Annotated in this window: 15 protein-coding genes and 1 riboswitch; of the genes, 3 read left to right on the top strand and 12 right to left on the bottom strand. The window is 72.4% G+C overall.

The genetic code is table 11. The features are described from left to right. Positions 1-48 precede the first annotated feature (48 nt). Positions 49-876 (top strand): helix-turn-helix transcriptional regulator, encoded by an 828-nt coding sequence (locus tag ACIBTV_RS15125; RefSeq protein WP_396705137.1) that lies wholly within the window; start codon positions 49-51, stop codon positions 874-876. 37 nt (positions 877-913) lie between these two features. Here the strand turns inward: ACIBTV_RS15125 and ACIBTV_RS15130 are convergent, their stop codons facing one another. Next, positions 914-2,113, bottom strand: coding sequence for a chorismate-binding protein (locus ACIBTV_RS15130; RefSeq protein WP_396705139.1), 1,200 nt, complete (start codon positions 2,111-2,113; stop codon positions 914-916). Between the two features lie 123 nt (positions 2,114-2,236). Here ACIBTV_RS15130 and ACIBTV_RS15135 point away from each other — a divergent pair, with 123 nt between their 5' ends. After that, positions 2,237-2,437 (top strand): DUF5999 family protein, encoded by a 201-nt coding sequence (locus ACIBTV_RS15135; RefSeq protein ID WP_091588789.1) that lies wholly within the window; start codon positions 2,237-2,239, stop codon positions 2,435-2,437. Between the two features lie 116 nt (positions 2,438-2,553). Here ACIBTV_RS15135 and gcvP read toward each other — a convergent pair whose 3' ends face one another. Both gcvP and ACIBTV_RS15145 read right to left on the bottom strand, forming a co-directional pair. After that, entirely contained in the window at positions 2,554-5,376 is a 2,823-nt protein-coding gene (gene gcvP / locus ACIBTV_RS15140) for an aminomethyl-transferring glycine dehydrogenase (protein WP_396705142.1), read from the bottom strand. 75 nt (positions 5,377-5,451) lie between these two features. Continuing rightward, positions 5,452-5,550, bottom strand: a riboswitch (glycine riboswitch). Positions 5,551-5,640: 90 nt separating this feature from the next. Continuing rightward, on the bottom strand, positions 5,641-6,537 hold the full coding sequence (locus ACIBTV_RS15145) for an NAD-dependent protein deacetylase (RefSeq protein ID WP_396705144.1): 897 nt from the start codon (positions 6,535-6,537) through the stop codon (positions 5,641-5,643). Positions 6,538-6,590: 53 nt separating this feature from the next. Here ACIBTV_RS15145 and ACIBTV_RS15150 point away from each other — a divergent pair, with 53 nt between their 5' ends. After that, positions 6,591-7,247 (top strand): NAD(P)H-binding protein, encoded by a 657-nt coding sequence (locus tag ACIBTV_RS15150; protein ID WP_396705146.1) that lies wholly within the window; start codon positions 6,591-6,593, stop codon positions 7,245-7,247. A gap of 51 nt (positions 7,248-7,298) precedes the next feature. Here the strand turns inward: ACIBTV_RS15150 and ACIBTV_RS15155 are convergent, their stop codons facing one another. The 9 genes from ACIBTV_RS15155 to ACIBTV_RS15195 all read right to left on the bottom strand — a co-directional run bounded on the left by ACIBTV_RS15155 (position 7,299) and on the right by ACIBTV_RS15195 (position 14,673). After that, a complete protein-coding gene (locus ACIBTV_RS15155) occupies positions 7,299-7,994 on the bottom strand; it encodes a DivIVA domain-containing protein (protein ID WP_396705148.1) in 696 nt (231 codons plus the stop codon). A 103-nt stretch (positions 7,995-8,097) separates the two neighbouring features. Next, a complete protein-coding gene (locus ACIBTV_RS15160; protein ID WP_396705150.1) occupies positions 8,098-9,276 on the bottom strand; it encodes a globin domain-containing protein in 1,179 nt (392 codons plus the stop codon). Between the two features lie 2 nt (positions 9,277-9,278). Beyond that, on the bottom strand, positions 9,279-9,677 hold the full coding sequence (locus tag ACIBTV_RS15165; protein WP_091588784.1) for a group 1 truncated hemoglobin: 399 nt from the start codon (positions 9,675-9,677) through the stop codon (positions 9,279-9,281). Between the two features lie 701 nt (positions 9,678-10,378). Continuing rightward, a complete protein-coding gene (locus ACIBTV_RS15170; RefSeq protein ID WP_396705361.1) occupies positions 10,379-10,972 on the bottom strand; it encodes a MerR family transcriptional regulator in 594 nt (197 codons plus the stop codon). Positions 10,973-11,191: 219 nt separating this feature from the next. Next, the gene (locus ACIBTV_RS15175) at positions 11,192-11,656 is read right to left on the bottom strand and encodes a bifunctional nuclease family protein (protein ID WP_120331353.1); all 465 of its coding nucleotides are present in this window, start codon (positions 11,654-11,656) and stop codon (positions 11,192-11,194) included. Between the two features lie 196 nt (positions 11,657-11,852). Continuing rightward, entirely contained in the window at positions 11,853-12,554 is a 702-nt protein-coding gene (locus tag ACIBTV_RS15180; protein ID WP_396705362.1) for a MerR family transcriptional regulator, read from the bottom strand. Between the two features lie 50 nt (positions 12,555-12,604). Next, positions 12,605-13,057 carry an FHA domain-containing protein gene (locus tag ACIBTV_RS15185; RefSeq protein ID WP_007071101.1) on the bottom strand — a complete coding sequence of 151 codons (453 nt, stop codon included), beginning with the start codon at positions 13,055-13,057 and terminating at the stop codon, positions 12,605-12,607. 214 nt (positions 13,058-13,271) lie between these two features. Beyond that, a complete protein-coding gene (gene gcvH / locus ACIBTV_RS15190) occupies positions 13,272-13,652 on the bottom strand; it encodes a glycine cleavage system protein GcvH (RefSeq protein ID WP_396705153.1) in 381 nt (126 codons plus the stop codon). Between the two features lie 55 nt (positions 13,653-13,707). Further along, positions 13,708-14,673: a DUF881 domain-containing protein gene (locus ACIBTV_RS15195; protein WP_396705155.1), complete on the bottom strand. Its 966-nt coding sequence runs from the start codon at positions 14,671-14,673 to the stop codon at positions 13,708-13,710. Position 14,674 lies beyond the last annotated feature (1 nt).

Raw genomic sequence — 14,674 nt, forward strand, 5'->3', positions numbered from 1 at the left:
ATCATCCGTACCAGGATCCGCCGCCGGGCGGGGTGCAGACTTGGAGGCATGGACAGGCAGGAGCTCGGGGCGTTCCTTCGGAGCCGCCGAGAGCGGCTGCGGCCGCGGGACGTGGGCCTGCCCGTGGGTCCGCGGCGGCGGACACCGGGGCTTCGCCGTGAGGAAGTGGCCGTGCTCGCGCACATCTCCACGGAGTACTACGTGCGGCTCGAGCAGGGCCGGGCGCCACGACCGTCGGGTGAGGTCCTCGCCGGCATCGCGGACGCCCTGCGGCTCACCGAGGCCGAGTCCGATCACCTGCACGTCCTCGCGGGCACCATGCCGAGCCGCACGGGCCTGCACCGGCGCGACGTGCGGCCGAGCATCCTCGCGCTGCTCGACCGGCTGCCGCAGACGGCCGCCTTCGTGACGTCCGCCGCGTTCGAGGTGCTCGCGTGGAACGATCTCGCGGCCGCGCTGATGGAGGACTTCGCCGCGCTGACGCCGCGGGAGCGCAACCTCGCCCGCCGGGCGTTCCTGGGGCCGCCGGCGCTGTACGGGGTCTCCGACGTCACGGAGTTCCGGCACCACGTCGTCGTCAGGCTGCGATCCGCGCTCGCCCGCTACCCGGCCGACCCCCTGGTGGGTGCCCTGGTCGCCGAGCTGCGCGACGACAGCGGCGAGTTCGCCCGGCTCTGGGATCTGCGCGACGTGCAGACCGCGCCGATGCTCACCAAGACGTTCCGGCACCCGGTCGTCGGCGAGATCACCGTCGACTGCGACGCGCTCACCCTCGCGGACCGCGACCAGCACCTCGTGCTCTACAGCGCGCCGCCCGGTTCCCGTGACGCCGAGGCGCTGGCCTTCCTGGGGGCCGTCGGGGCCGCCTACCGCTGACTGTGGGGCCGCCCCGGACACCGCGGCCTCGGACGGCTCAGCGGCTGGCGAGGGCGGCGCGCACCGGGGTGGTCTTCGCGGCGGCCTCGGCCACCTCGTCCCACGGGTCGCTGTCCCAGGTGATGCCGCCGCCGGCCCACACGTGCATCCGCTGCCCGTCGGCGGCGGCGGTGCGGATGGTCAGGCCCAGGTCGACGCGGCCGGGGGCGACCCAGCCCAGCGCCCCCATGCTGGCGCCCCGGCCGACCGGTTCCAGGTCGGCGATGTGGCGCAGGGCGGCGAGCTTCGGCGCGCCGGTGACCGACCCGCCGGGGCAGACCGCGCGCAGCAGGTCCGCCAGGCCGAGACCGTCCGCGACGGCGGCGGTGACGGTGGACTCGGCCTGCCACAGGTCGCACCAGCGGCGGACGGCGAACAGTTCGTCGACGCGGACGGTCCCGGTGCGGGCGACGCGGGCCAGGTCGTTGCGTTCCAGGTCGACGATCATGATGTGTTCGGCGCGTTCCTTCGCGCTGGTCAGCAGCTCCCGGCGGCCCGCGGCGGTGGCCGGGCGGGTGCCCTTGATGGGGCGGGTCACCAGCCGGCCGTCGGTGACCGCGACGAGGGTCTCCGGGGAGGCGCAGCCGACGGCCCAGCCGGCCCCGGTCAGGGTGCCGCCGTAGCGGGCGCCGGGCAGCGCGCCGAGGCGGGCCAGGGCGGGCAGCGGGTCGCCGCTGTAGGGGGCGGCGGCGTGTCCGACGACGTTGGCCTGGTAGACGTCGCCGCGGCCGATCGCGGCGCGGACCGCGTCGACCGCCGCGGCGTGCTCGGCGGGCGTCCAGCTCTCCGCCCAGTCGCCGAGCCACCAGCCGGCCCCGGTCTGCGGGCGCACGGGTTCGGGCCGGGGGTCGCCGTGGCCGTAGACCACGACGACGACCTCGGGCAGGGCGGGCGCCGGGTTCGCCGCGCCGGACGGCGCGCCGGCGAGGAGGGCGCCGGCGGCGGCGGAGACGTAGAGGGCCGCGCCGCAGGCATCGGCGGGGTCGTGGCCGCCGGCCGGGCGGGCCAGGTCGTCCAGGGCCAGGCCGTGCGTGGCCAGGAACTCCTGCGCGGTGGCGGCGGGGTCGCCGCCGTCGCCGGGCCGCCACTGCCACCGGTCGCGTTCGACGAGGGTACGGCGGCAGCCCGACGGCGCGGCCGGCACATCGACCACCCCCCGTGGGAGCGTTTCCACGACGTCCGGTCCTATCTTCCTCATCCGTTCAGTGGATTTCCGCGCTCGTACGCGTGGGCCTGCTCGATGCTGACCACTTTCGCTTGGTACTGTGCGTCACTGGTCATGTGAACCATGACACAGTGCCCCCACAGTCCGGAGAACCCGATGTGCCAGCATCAACCGACCTGCCCCTCCGCCGACGCGACTGATCGGGAAGCCGCCCGGGTCATCGCCTGCTTCCCTGAGCAGGGCTGGAGCCTGCTCTGCAACGGAGTCATCGTCTTCGAGGACACCGGCGAGCTGCTGCCCGACGGCCGCTGCATCGCCCCCCACCGCGGGCCCGCCCGCCACGCCCTCGTCGCCTGAACGACCACGCTGCGTCACCCACCCGACGTCGACCAGGCTAGTCCCCCGGATCGGGACATTCACGCCAGGTCGACCCGCCGGGGCGGTGGAGACACCCCGCCCCGGCGTCGCCGACCTCAGCTCTCGAACGCCTCCGGCGACGGGCACGAGCAGACCAGGTTCCGGTCGCCGTACGCGCCGTCGATCCGCCGCACCGGCGGCCAGTACTTCCCCGCCCGGTCCACCCCGGCCGGGTAGGCGCCCACCGACCGCGGGTACGCGTGCGGCCACTCGTCACCGCTGACCATCGCCGCCGTGTGCGGGGCGTTGGCGAGGGGGTTGTCCCCCGCCGGCCACTCACCCGCCGCCACCTTGTCGATCTCCGCCCGGATCGCGATCATCGCCGCGCAGAACCGGTCCAGCTCGGCCAGGTCCTCGCTCTCCGTCGGCTCCACCATCAGCGTCCCCGCCACCGGGAACGACATCGTCGGCGCGTGGAAGCCGTAGTCGATCAGCCGCTTCGCCACGTCGTCCACGCTCACCCCGGTGGACTTCGTCAGCGGCCGCAGGTCCAGGATGCACTCGTGCGCCACCAGGCCCTTGTTGCCGGCGTACAGCACCGGGAAGTGGTCACGCAGCCGCGCCGCCACATAGTTCGCCGCCAGCACCGCCACCCCGGTCGCCCGGGTCAGACCCGCCCCACCCATCATCCGCAGGTACGCCCACGGGATCGGCAGGATCCCCGCCGACCCGTACCGGGCGGCGGAGATCGCCGGCCGCGAACTGTCGTGCCCGGCGCCCGGGTCACCGGGCAGGAACGGCTGAAGGTGCGCCCGCACCGCCACCGGCCCGACCCCCGGCCCGCCACCACCATGCGGGATGCAGAACGTCTTGTGCAGGTTCAGGTGCGACACGTCCGCGCCGAACTTCCCCGGCTTCGCGAATCCGACCAGCGCGTTCAGGTTCGCCCCGTCGACGTACACCTGGCCGCCCGCGTCGTGGACCTTCGCGCACAGCTGCGCGATGCCCGTCTCGTACACGCCGTGCGTCGACGGGTACGTCACCATGATCGCCGCGAGCGCGTCCCGGTGCTTGTCGATCTTCGCGTCGAGGTCGTCGAGGTCGACGTTGCCGTCGTCGTCGCAGGCCACCACGACCACGCGCATCCCGGCCATCACCGCCGACGCCGCGTTCGTGCCGTGCGCCGACGACGGGATCAGGCACACGTCCCGGTGTCCCTCGCCGCGCTCCCGGTGATACCCCCGGATCGCCAGCAGACCGGCCAGCTCACCCTGCGACCCGGCGTTGGGCTGCACGCTGACCGCGTCGTAGCCGGTCAGCTCGGCCAGCCACCCCTCCAGCTGACCGATCAGCTCCCGGTAGCCCGCCGTCTGCTCGGCCGGCGCGAACGGGTGCACGTGCGCGAACTCCGCCCACGTCACCGGCTCCATCTCGGTGGTCGCGTTCAGCTTCATCGTGCACGACCCGAGCGGGATCATGCCCCGGTCCAGGGCGTAGTCGAAGTCCGCCAGCCGCCGCAGGTAGCGCAGCATCGCCGTCTCCGAGTGGTGGCTGGAGAACACCGGGTGGGTGAGGAACTCCGAGGTGCGCGCCAGCGCCGGCGGCAGCGCCACGTCCACGGCGCCGTCGAACGCCGGCACCCCGAACGCCGCCCACACCGCCTCCAGGTGCGCCCGCGTGGTCGTCTCGTCGCAGGACACCCCCACCCGGTCGGCGTCGACCAGCCGCAGGTTCACGCCCCGCTCGGCGGCCGCCGCGACCACCGCCGCGGCCCGGCCCGGCACGCTCGCGGTCACGGTGTCGAAGAACGCGACGTCCGCGACGGACACCCCGCCGGCGCGCAGCCCGGCCGCGAGCCGCGCCGCCATCTCATGCGTACGCGCCGCGATGGCCCGCAGCCCGTCCGGCCCGTGGTAGACGGCGTACATGCCGGCCATCACGGCGAGGAGCACCTGCGCGGTGCAGATGTTGCTGGTCGCCTTCTCTCGGCGGATGTGCTGCTCGCGGGTCTGCAACGCGAGCCGGTAGGCCGGGTTGCCGTCGGCGTCGCGGGACACCCCGACGAGCCGGCCGGGCAGCATCCGCTCCAGGCCGGAGCGCACCGCCAGGTAACCGGCGTGCGGGCCACCGAAGCCCATCGGCACACCGAACCGCTGGGTGGTGCCGGCGGCGATGTCCGCGCCGATCTCCCCCGGCGCGCGCAGCAGCGTCAACGCGAGCAGGTCCGCGGCGACGGTGACCAGCGCGCCGGCGGCGTGCGCCGCCTCGACCAGCGCCGCGTGGTCCCGGACCGCCCCGGACGCCCCCGGGTACTGCAGGTGCAGGCCGAAGAAGTCGGCCGGCAGCTCCTCGACGTCCAGGTCGAGGACCCGCACCTCGATGCCGAGCGGCTCCGCCCGGCTGGCGATCACCGCGACGGTCTGCGGCAACGCGTCCGCGTCGACGACGTACACCGGGCTCTTGCTCTTGGACGCGCGGCGGGCGAGGGTCATCGCCTCCGCCGCCGCGGTGCCCTCGTCGAGCATCGACGCGTTCGCGGTGGCCAGACCGGTCAGGTCCGTGACCATCGTCTGGAAGTTGAGCAGCGCCTCCAGCCGGCCCTGGCTGATCTCCGGCTGGTACGGCGTGTACGCCGTGTACCAGGCCGGGTTCTCCAGCACGTTGCGGCGGATCACCGCGGGCGTGTGCGTGCCGTGGTACCCCAGACCGATCATGGACACGGCCACCGTGTTGCGGGCGGCCAGGGCCCGCAGCTCGGCGATGGCCTCGGCCTCGGTCGCCGGGTCCGGCAGGTCCAGGGTGCCGTGCCAGCGGATCACCTCGGGGATCGCCGCGTCCATCAGCTCGTCGATCGAGCTGTAGCCGACGGCCTCCAGCATGCGGCGTTCGTCGTCCGGCCCGGGGCCGATGTGACGGGTGGCGAACTGCTCTGTGGTCATGGGCGGCGCTCCCGGGGGGCGAGGTCGACAGGTCGGCCTCCCCCTCTGTCGCGCCCGCACAGCGCTCCACAGTGCCTGCCCCGCGAGGTCCTTTTGCCTGAGAGGTTCCGGGGAGGATTTGCCCCTTCGGCGCCGCCCTGATGCTGCCTGGGCGGTCTCTCCCACGCGGGTGTGACCGGCACCGTCAACGCTACCAGCGCACAGGTTTCCCCCAGATGACGTACCCCGCCGAGGTGATCATCGGCACCCGCCGCCGGCCCGTCGTCAGGCCGGCGCGGCGACCCCCGCGGGCACCGGACCCGCACCGCTGCCGGGTCGCGACCCGGGCGGCGGCGCGCCGAGCGTACGGTCGGCCAACGCGGGCAGCACCCGCCCCAACGGCGCGTCGACGGTCAACGCCGCGTACCCGTCACCACGCGTCACCCCCTGGTTGACGATTACCACCGGGATGCCGCGCTTCGCCGCCCGCAGCACGAACCGGCGACCCGACATCACCGTCAACGACGACCCCAGCACCAACAGCAGCCGCGCCCGCTCCACCAGGTCGAAACAGTGCGCCACCCGCGGCGCGGGCACCGTCTCACCGAAGAACACCACGTCCGGCTTCAGCATCCCGCCGCCGCAGAACGTGCAGTCCACCACCCGGAACCCGGCCACGTCCGCGTCGTCGAGGTCCACGTCACCGTCCGGGTTCACCGCGGCGACCCGCGCGTCGAACCCCGGGTTCGCCTCCCGCAACCGACGGTCCAACTCCTCCCGCGACGTCCGGTTGCCGCAGCCCAGGCAGGCCACCTCGTCCAGCCGCCCGTGCAGCTCCACCACCGACGGGCTGCCCGCCGCCGTGTGCAGACCGTCGACGTTCTGCGTGATCACCGCGTCGACCAGGCCGCCGCGCTGCAACCGGGCCACCGCGCGGTGCCCGTCGTTCGGCTCCGCCCGGGCCATCAACCGCCACCCCAGGTGGCTGCGCGCCCAGTACCGCCGCCGCGCCAGCGGGTCACGGGTGAACGTCTGGTACGTCATCGGCGTGTGCCGCCGCGCCACCCCGCTGGGCCCCCGGTAGTCCGGAATCCCCGATTCGGTGGACAACCCGGCCCCGCTGAGCACCACGACCCCACCGCCGGCCACCCGCTGCGCCAGCACGTCGAACGTCTCCGTCACGACGTCCATGCTGCCTCAGCGCCCGACCGCCCGCCCACCGGTACGTTGACGGTATGCGCGTCGTCATCGCCGGAGGCCACGGCAAGATCGCCCGACTGCTGGAGGCCGAACTCGCCGGCCGCGGCGACACCGCCGTCGGCCTGATCCGCAACCCCGACCACGCCGCCGCGCTGAGCGCGGCCGGCGCCGAACCGGTCGTCTGCGACCTGGAACACGTCGCCGCCACCGACCTGACCCCGCACCTCACCGGCGCCGACGCGGTCGTCTTCGCCGCCGGCGCCGGCCCCGGCAGCGGCGCCGCCCGCAAGGACACCGTCGACCGGGCCGCCGCCGCGCTACTCGCCGACGCCGCCCGGCACGCCGGGCTCCGCCGCTACCTGCTGGTCTCCTCCATGGGCGTGGAACGGCCCCCGGCGCCCGACACCGACCCGGTGTTCGCCGCCTACCTGCGCGCCAAGAAGGCCGCCGAGGACGACCTCACCGCCCGCGACCTGGACTGGACGGTGCTACGGCCCGGGCAGCTCACCGACGACCCGCCCACCGGGCGGATCGCCCTCGCCCGCCACGTCGAGCGCGGGGCGGTCACCCGCGCCGACGTGGCCCGGGTGCTCGTCGCCCTGCTCGACCGGCCGGCCAGCGCCGGCCGGATCCTGGAACTCGTCGGCGGGGACACCCCCCTCGACGACGCGGTCACCGCCGCCCTCAACTGACACCGCCGGCCCGGTCGGCCCACGCGCACCCGCGGACCGACCGGGACGGGCTCAGCGCTGCTGGTGCCGCGGCAACGCCGCCGGCTGCGCACCACCGGCCACGAACGGCGCCCCCGCCGTCTCCTTCGCGATCCGGTCCATCGTCCGCGCCAGGTGTTCACTGCCGTCGTCGAGGTGCCGCGCCGCCGCCTGCATGTGCGAGATCATCATCTCGCCGAAGATCCGCAACGCCTCCCGGGTGGCGACCGTGTCGTCGAAGCTCGACCCCGCCGCACTGCGGTAATCCTTCACCGCCCGCTCGGCCTCCTGCTTCGCCTCCTCCGCCGCCGCCTGCATGTAGCTCTCGTACTGCACCCGCGCGTACTCGGCGACCCGCCGCGCGTAGTCGTGCGCCTGCGCGATGATCTGCTCCGCCTCCCGCTGCGCCGCCGAGAGCAGATTCACCTCCTTGGCCGCCGGCACGTTCGCCGCCGCGTTCTTGCTCGGGATCACCCCGTGCCGGTGCAGCTCCACCCGGTCGTTGAGCCGCTCGTTCTCCGCACGCAGGTTCGCGATCTGCGCCGCCAACACGTCCAGCTCGTCGGCCACCTGCATCCGGAACCGGTCCACGTCCGCGTTGTCGTAACCACGCCGCGTGAACGACGCCGCCGCGAACTCCCACCGACGCACCCGGTCGGCGGTCATCCGCACCTGGACACCGCCGGACACCTGCATCCCGTCGTACCTGCTGATCGGGGTCGCGCTCACCGGCCCGCCCTTCCGTTCGTCACCGCGGGGCTCACGAGCGCACCGCGCCCGCTCACCCGCCTTCCCTTCGCGACCGCGCGGCCCGCAAGCTCACCCCGCGCGCTCACCGCACACCCCCGGGAGCGTCCGGGGAGGACGCCTGCTCCACCGCCGTCCGCCACGCCGGGCCGTACCAGTGCTTCCCGAACCCCTCGTGATGCACCTGACCGGCGTGGTAGCCGGCCCGACCCAACGCCTGCACCGAGTACGACACCATCTCGTCGGAGCCGCACACGTAGACGTGCCGGGAACGCCAGTCACCCTCGGCCAACGCCCGGTCCACCACCTGCACGAGCTCCCCCGGCCGCTGCGGATCCACACCGACCACGTACGTCACCGTCAGCCACGGGTACGACGACGCGAACTTGTCGATCGCCTCGGCGTCATAGAGCTCGGAACGCGAACGCGCCCCCACGTACAGGTCGACCCGGCGGCGGGAACCCTCGGCCGCGACCTGCTCCACCAGCGCCTTCACCGGCGCCCACCCGGTGCCGCCGGCCAGCAGCAGCAGGTCGCTGGAGCCGGCCGACCACAACGTCAACCGGTCCCCCACCGGCGCCGCCAGGTGCACCTGGTCACCCACCGCCGACCCGTACACCAGACGCGACGACACCGCGCCGCCCGGCGCCGCCCGCACGTGCAGCTCCAGCGTGCCGTCCGCGCGCGGGGCGTTCGCCGGCGAGTAGTACCGCCACGACCGCACCGACGGGTGCGACACCCCGATCGACTGCCCCGGGGTGAACGGCAGCAGATACTGCGGGCGCAACGTCAACACCGCCACGTCGAACGCCCGCCGCTCGTGCGCCACGATCTCCGCGACCCACCACGGCGGGTTCACCGCCTCCGCCGCCTGCGCGGCCTCGGTCATCACCTGCGCGACCAGGCCGTACGCGGCCGTCCAGTCCCGCGCCAACTCCTCGGTCCACTGATCGCCGAGGAAGTGCTGCAGGGTGGCGACCAGCGCCTCACCCACCGCCGGGTAGTGCTCGGCGCGCACCGCGAACTTGCGGTGATCGGCGCCCAGGTCCTGCAGGAACCCGACCAGCCGATCCACCTGGTCCACGTTGGTGACGATGTGCGCCAGCGCGGTGACCAGCCGGTCCCGCTGCCCCGCCATGTTCGTCGGGAACATCTGCCGGGTCTCGGGGTGGGCCAGGAACAACGTCGAATAGAAGTAGAGCGGCACCTGGTCGCCGTGCGCGGCGACCAGGGACCAACTCTGCTTGAGCCGTGCCACGTCCACGGTCAGACGCCCGGACGGGTCCCGCTGGCCACCACCTGGTCCTGCACCTGACCCAGAACGGTCTGCACGTCCGCCAGGATGTCGGCCGGCACACCCAGCTCGGTCAGCGTCACCGTCAGGTGTTCACCGACCTTCGCGTAGTGCGCCACCGGGATGTTCAGCGGCTGGTGCGCCTCGGCCAGCCCACGACCGGTGTACTCGTTGGGTCCACCGAGCACCACGGTCAACATCAGCGCCAGGTGCCGACGCTGACCCACCATGTCCACGTCGGCGAAGTAACCGGCGAGGTCCGGGTCGGCCAGCACCTTGTCGTAGAACAGCTCGACGGCCGCCTTCACCGAACTGGCGCCACCGATGCGCTCGTAGTGCGAAACGGGGGCGGTCTCTTCCGTAACCGTCACGGTTGTTCCTTCCAGGGTGGAGGGTCGCGCGGGGGTCGGCGCGGAGGGGCATCAGGCCGCGCGGTACGCGATGCCATCTTCTCGGGCAGCATCGGCACCAAACGGCCGTGTCGGACCATAGCGCGTAGACGACCCCCGGTCACGGCCCCCCTATCGGATTCCTGACAGCAGCCACACACGCACCGTCACCGCACCCGACACGGACCGGCATCACGCAGCCACAACCGGTGATCTCATCGGGACGACGCCGTCACCAGCCGTCCACGATGGAGCCCACGGCATCCCACCGGACCGACCCGCCGGCACCCCCGATGACCACCGACGACAACGACCACCACACACCGGGCACAACCGTCACCCCGAGCGGCACCACCGCTGCGACCACGGTCGCCACCGCACACGCCGCCGCCACCACCAACCGGCACACAGCGTCACCACAACACGGAAAAGACGTCCCAAACACCACCCGGACGCGACACGCCCGTCAACCCGGCACCGCCCGCATTTGGTACGCCCCACGGCAACACCACCGCCACGCGGAGGCGGACGACCACGCCGGGCCGCGACATCCGGACGTCACGTCACCCGACGCGGACATCCCGCGGACACACCCGCCCGCCGCAACGCCGCAGCGACGCCCGGGGCGGGTCGGGTCGGCTACTCCGGCCCCGACTCCCCCGCCACGGGCGAGGGACCGCTCGTCAGCCGGCGCGGCGACGCGCCCGCCGGGCCGCCAACTCGTCACCCGCCTGATCCGGCGCCGCCTCCGGCTCCACCGAACCCGCCCCGGCCGCCGGCTCCGCCGGCAGATGCGACAGCGAACCCTGGATCTCCTTGAACGCCCCACCGATCGCGATGCCGAACACCCCCTGGCCGCCCTGCAACAGGTCGACCACCTCCTCCGGGGAACGGCACTCGTACACCGTCGTCCCGTCCGAGATCAGCGTGATGCCCGCCAGATCCTCCACCCCGCGCGACCGCAACGCGTCGATCGCCTTCCGGATGTTCTGCAACGACACCCCGGCGTCCAGCAGACGCTTCACGACCTTCAACACCACCAAGTCGCGGAACGAGTACAACCGCTGAGTGCCCGAGCCCGACGCGTCGCGCACGCTCGGCACCACCAACGACGTCCGCGCCCAGTAATCCAGCTGGCGGTAACTGATGCCCACCGCGTGACACGCCGTCACACCCCGGTAGCCCACCGAACCGTCACTGTCCGTGGCCCACCCCGGCGGCGCCACACCCGGCTCGTCCAGTTCCGTACCCGCATCGGAATTCCGCGGCTCGTGCATCCGGACAACCTCCCCGCCAGTGCGGTGACGCGTCGTTTCCGGGACGCGCACCCCTCGACACGGCAACCCTATAGCGAGGCTCAAGGGTTACCACGAAGAAACCGCCGCGACACGCCGCGCAGCCACCAGGAAGATCACCACACACGTCCGGCGTCACCCACAGTGACGCCGGACGGGAAACCCACGGCCAACCCCCAGCGGAGGCCGGACCGGCACTCCTCAGCCCGCGAAATCCTCCGGCCGCACCTGCTCCAGGAACTCGCGGAACTTCTCCACCTCGTCCTCCTGCTCGTCCGGGATGACGATCCCCGCCTCACTGAGGACCTGCTCGGCACAACGAATGGGAGCCCCCACCCGCAACGCCAACGCGATGGAATCGCTCGGCCGCGCCGACACCCGCACCCCATCACCGATCAACAGGTCAGCGTAGAAGACATTCTCCTTGAGCTCGGTGATCTCCACCGCCCGCAACGGCGCCTCCAGCGCCGCCAGCACATCCCGCAACAGGTCATGCGTCAACGGGCGGGCCGGCTTGACCCCCTGCTGCTCGTAAGCGATCGCCGTGGCCTCCACCGCGCCGATCCAGATCGGCAGATAACGGTCACCCTCGACCTCCCTGAGCAGGACGATCGGCTGGTTACTGGGCAGCTCAACCCGAACCCCGACCACGCTCAGCTCGCGCACCGCCGCCTCCGTGTCGTTGTCACCTACGCCGCACCGCGCCCTTCCCTGCACGGTACACGGACCGCGACACGGCCGTCCCACGCGCTACCCGCACCACGCCCGCGCCAGAAAGGGGTTACCCCGGCAAGCCTACGACACGCTTCCCGGAACAGATCTTTCCGCTCGGCCTCCCACCGGCACCCCGAAAGACGCCGGCTCACCGACCCAACGTCGACCGCAGACCCACCCGCACCAACGCCGCGTGCAACTGCTGCGACAACGCCACCAACTCCCGCGCCGTCTCCGCCGCCCGCGCCCGCGCCGCCGGATCGCTCTGCCGCGCCAACGGCGCCACCAACTGCGCGAACAGACCGACCTCCCGATCCGCCGCCGTCCGGTAACCCCGCAGATGCCGAGGCTCCAACCCGTACGCCGCCAGACCCGCCACCGCCCGCGCAATGATCAACGCATCACCGTCGTACCAACCCGGCGGATCCGACACCACCACACCGAGCCGCTCCAGCTCCGTCAGCGTCGACTCGTCGATCCCGCTGCGCGCCACCAGATCCGTCCGGCCCAGCCGAACCTCCGCCGACGACTCCGCAGGCTCCTCGGCACGACCCGGCACCTCACCACCCGGGCCCACCGCCACCAGAGCCGGACGCGACCGACCCGGCGCCGAACCGGTCGCGTCCCACTCCGCCAACTGCTCCCGGATCACCCGCAACGGCAGGTACTGGTCCCGCTGCGCGGTCAGCACGAACCGCAACCGCGCGACGTCGTCCCAGCTGTACTTCCGGTAACCCGCCGCCGTTCGCTGCGGCTCCACCAGCCCCTCGGCCTCAAGAAACCGCAACTTCGAGATCGTCACGTCCGGGAAATCCGCCCGCAACTGCCCCAGCACCTCGCCGATACTCATCAGCGGCTGGGACCGGGCCACCCCCGACGGCGTGGAGGCCGCAGGCTCGTTCACCCGCGGCCGGCCTCCTCCTCCGGACGCGGACCGGCGATGAACACCACCCGGAACTTGCCGATCTGCACCTCGTCACCATTGCTCAACGTGGCCGCCTCGACCCGCTCCCGGTTCACGTACGTGCCGTTGAGGCTCCCCACGTCCCGCACCGTGAACGTCCCACCGTCACGGTGGAACTCCGCGTGCCGCCGCGACACCGTCACGTCGTCCAGGAAGATGTCACTGTCCGGGTGCCGCCCACTCGTCGTCACATCGTGGTCCAACAGGAACCGGGCGCCCGCGTTCGGACCCCGACGAACCACCAGCAGCGCCATCCCCGGCGGCAACGAACCGGACATCCGGCTCGGCACCACATCGGTGTCCGGCCCCTCCAGCACTTCGTCGAGCGAACCGAGATTGAGCGTCGAAGTGACGTCGAGCGGGGGGAACTCGTCGTCTGGCCGCGTCATGGGACCACCTCACGGATCTGATCGGTCGGCGTCGGGTAATGGCGGGTCTGGCCGCCGGGCAGTCGCACACCCGGCGGCTGGCTCCCCGTGCCCGGGAAGGCAATTCCGCAACGCTCAACTATTGGGTTCTCGGTCGACTGGGCGAGCCTAGCCAGCGCCGAAATGCAGGGCAACCGGACGCGCGGACTCAACAAGCGCACCGGATCAAGCAAACTCAGCTCTCGGTCAGCTCGCGGTACGCGCCCGCAGTCAGCAGCGAGTCCACCGCCGTCGGATCATCAGGAGTGATCTCCACCAACCAACCCGCACCGTACGGGTCCGTGTTGATCACCTCGGGGGTGTCACCGAGCGCCTCGTTGCGCGCGGCCACCGTGCCACTGACCGGGGCGTAGATCTCCGACACGCTCTTGGTCGACTCGATCTCACCCAGCGAATCACCCGCGGCCACCGTCGCCCCGGGCTCGGGCAACTGCACGTACACGATGTCACCCAGCGCGTCCTGCGCGAAGTGCGTGATGCCGACCCGAACCGAACCCGTGCCGTCACCCGCCACCCACTCGTGCTCGGCGGTGTATCGCAGATCCTCAGGAATCACCAGACGCGTCCTTCATCCATCGGTGCACCGGGCCACCCGGCGCGAGCCGCGCCGGTCAGGAGACCGGACGGGCGTGTTCCAGCTTGATCGGCGCGTGCAGTGCCGAAACCTCGGCAACCTCACGATCCTCAACGATCACGTTACCGCCGTCATTCTGGACCGACGCCACCACCCCACCGGGAATGTTCAACGCCGTACGCATCGTCGACGGATCACCGATCACCGTGATCGTGTACGGACCCATCAACCGCCGCCCGTCCACCACCAGCGAATCGTTCTCCCCGTCCAGGAAGTACGTCGACGCGATGATCCGCACCGTCGCCCGATCACCGGCGGAGATCTGCATCGCCTCCGCGCCGGCACCCCGCAACTCCTGCACCGCGTCCAGCACCCGCATCGCCGAGATCGGCTTGGTGCCCGCCGTGAACCGCACCGACAACCCGGGCCCCTTCGCCGGCAACGTGCCCGCCAGGATGCCCAACTCGTCCGCCCGCCGCGTCGCCTCCTCCAGCGCCGCCTGGCGGCCCTGCTCACCCGAGCGCAACTGCCGCTGACTCTCCTCCAACGCGGCGATGTCCTGCCGCAGCCGGTTCTCCCGCGCATCCAGATCCGACAGGATCCGGACCAGGTCCTCCTGCCGCGTCGCCCCCAACGTCGGATCAGCCGACGTCGTCTTCAACTGCACCACCAGGGTGAACCCCAACAACGCCAACAGGGCAGCGATCATCACACCCGCCGCCGACACCCGCGACCGCGCGGAAGCCACCGGACCCGCCTCCTCCGCCGCACCCGGCTCCCCAGCCGGCCGCGACAGATCCACCGTCGCGTCCTCGACCGGCTCCACACCGGGACGCTCCGCCCCGCCCGGCTCATCCACCGGCCCGTCCGGCACCAACGGGCTCAACTCGTCCGGATCCGGCGCGTCCGGCCGCGGGTCCGGCTCACCAGCCGGCCCCGAAGGCCGTCCCGGACCCGCCGGCTGCGGCCACCCCGTCCCCGTCTCGGTCTGCTCCTCGCTCATC

Source organism: Micromonospora sp. NPDC049366 (genome assembly GCF_044466625.1).
Lineage (GTDB): Bacteria > Actinomycetota > Actinomycetes > Mycobacteriales > Micromonosporaceae > Micromonospora.

Bases quoted from the DNA above. Each gene is read 5' to 3' on its own strand.
- ACIBTV_RS15125 (WP_396705137.1), top strand. From the start codon at position 49: ATGGACAGGCAGGAGCTCGGGGCGTTCCTTCGGAGCCGCCGAGAGCGG.
- ACIBTV_RS15130 (WP_396705139.1), bottom strand. From the start codon at position 2,113: ATGAGGAAGATAGGACCGGACGTCGTGGAAACGCTCCCACGGGGGGTG.
- ACIBTV_RS15135 (WP_091588789.1), top strand. From the start codon at position 2,237: ATGTGCCAGCATCAACCGACCTGCCCCTCCGCCGACGCGACTGATCGG.
- gcvP (WP_396705142.1), bottom strand. From the start codon at position 5,376: ATGACCACAGAGCAGTTCGCCACCCGTCACATCGGCCCCGGGCCGGAC.
- ACIBTV_RS15150 (WP_396705146.1), top strand. From the start codon at position 6,591: ATGCGCGTCGTCATCGCCGGAGGCCACGGCAAGATCGCCCGACTGCTG.
- ACIBTV_RS15170 (WP_396705361.1), bottom strand. From the start codon at position 10,972: ATGCACGAGCCGCGGAATTCCGATGCGGGTACGGAACTGGACGAGCCG.
- ACIBTV_RS15180 (WP_396705362.1), bottom strand. From the start codon at position 12,554: ATGAGTATCGGCGAGGTGCTGGGGCAGTTGCGGGCGGATTTCCCGGAC.
- ACIBTV_RS15185 (WP_007071101.1), bottom strand. From the start codon at position 13,057: ATGACGCGGCCAGACGACGAGTTCCCCCCGCTCGACGTCACTTCGACG.
- ACIBTV_RS15195 (WP_396705155.1), bottom strand. From the start codon at position 14,673: ATGAGCGAGGAGCAGACCGAGACGGGGACGGGGTGGCCGCAGCCGGCG.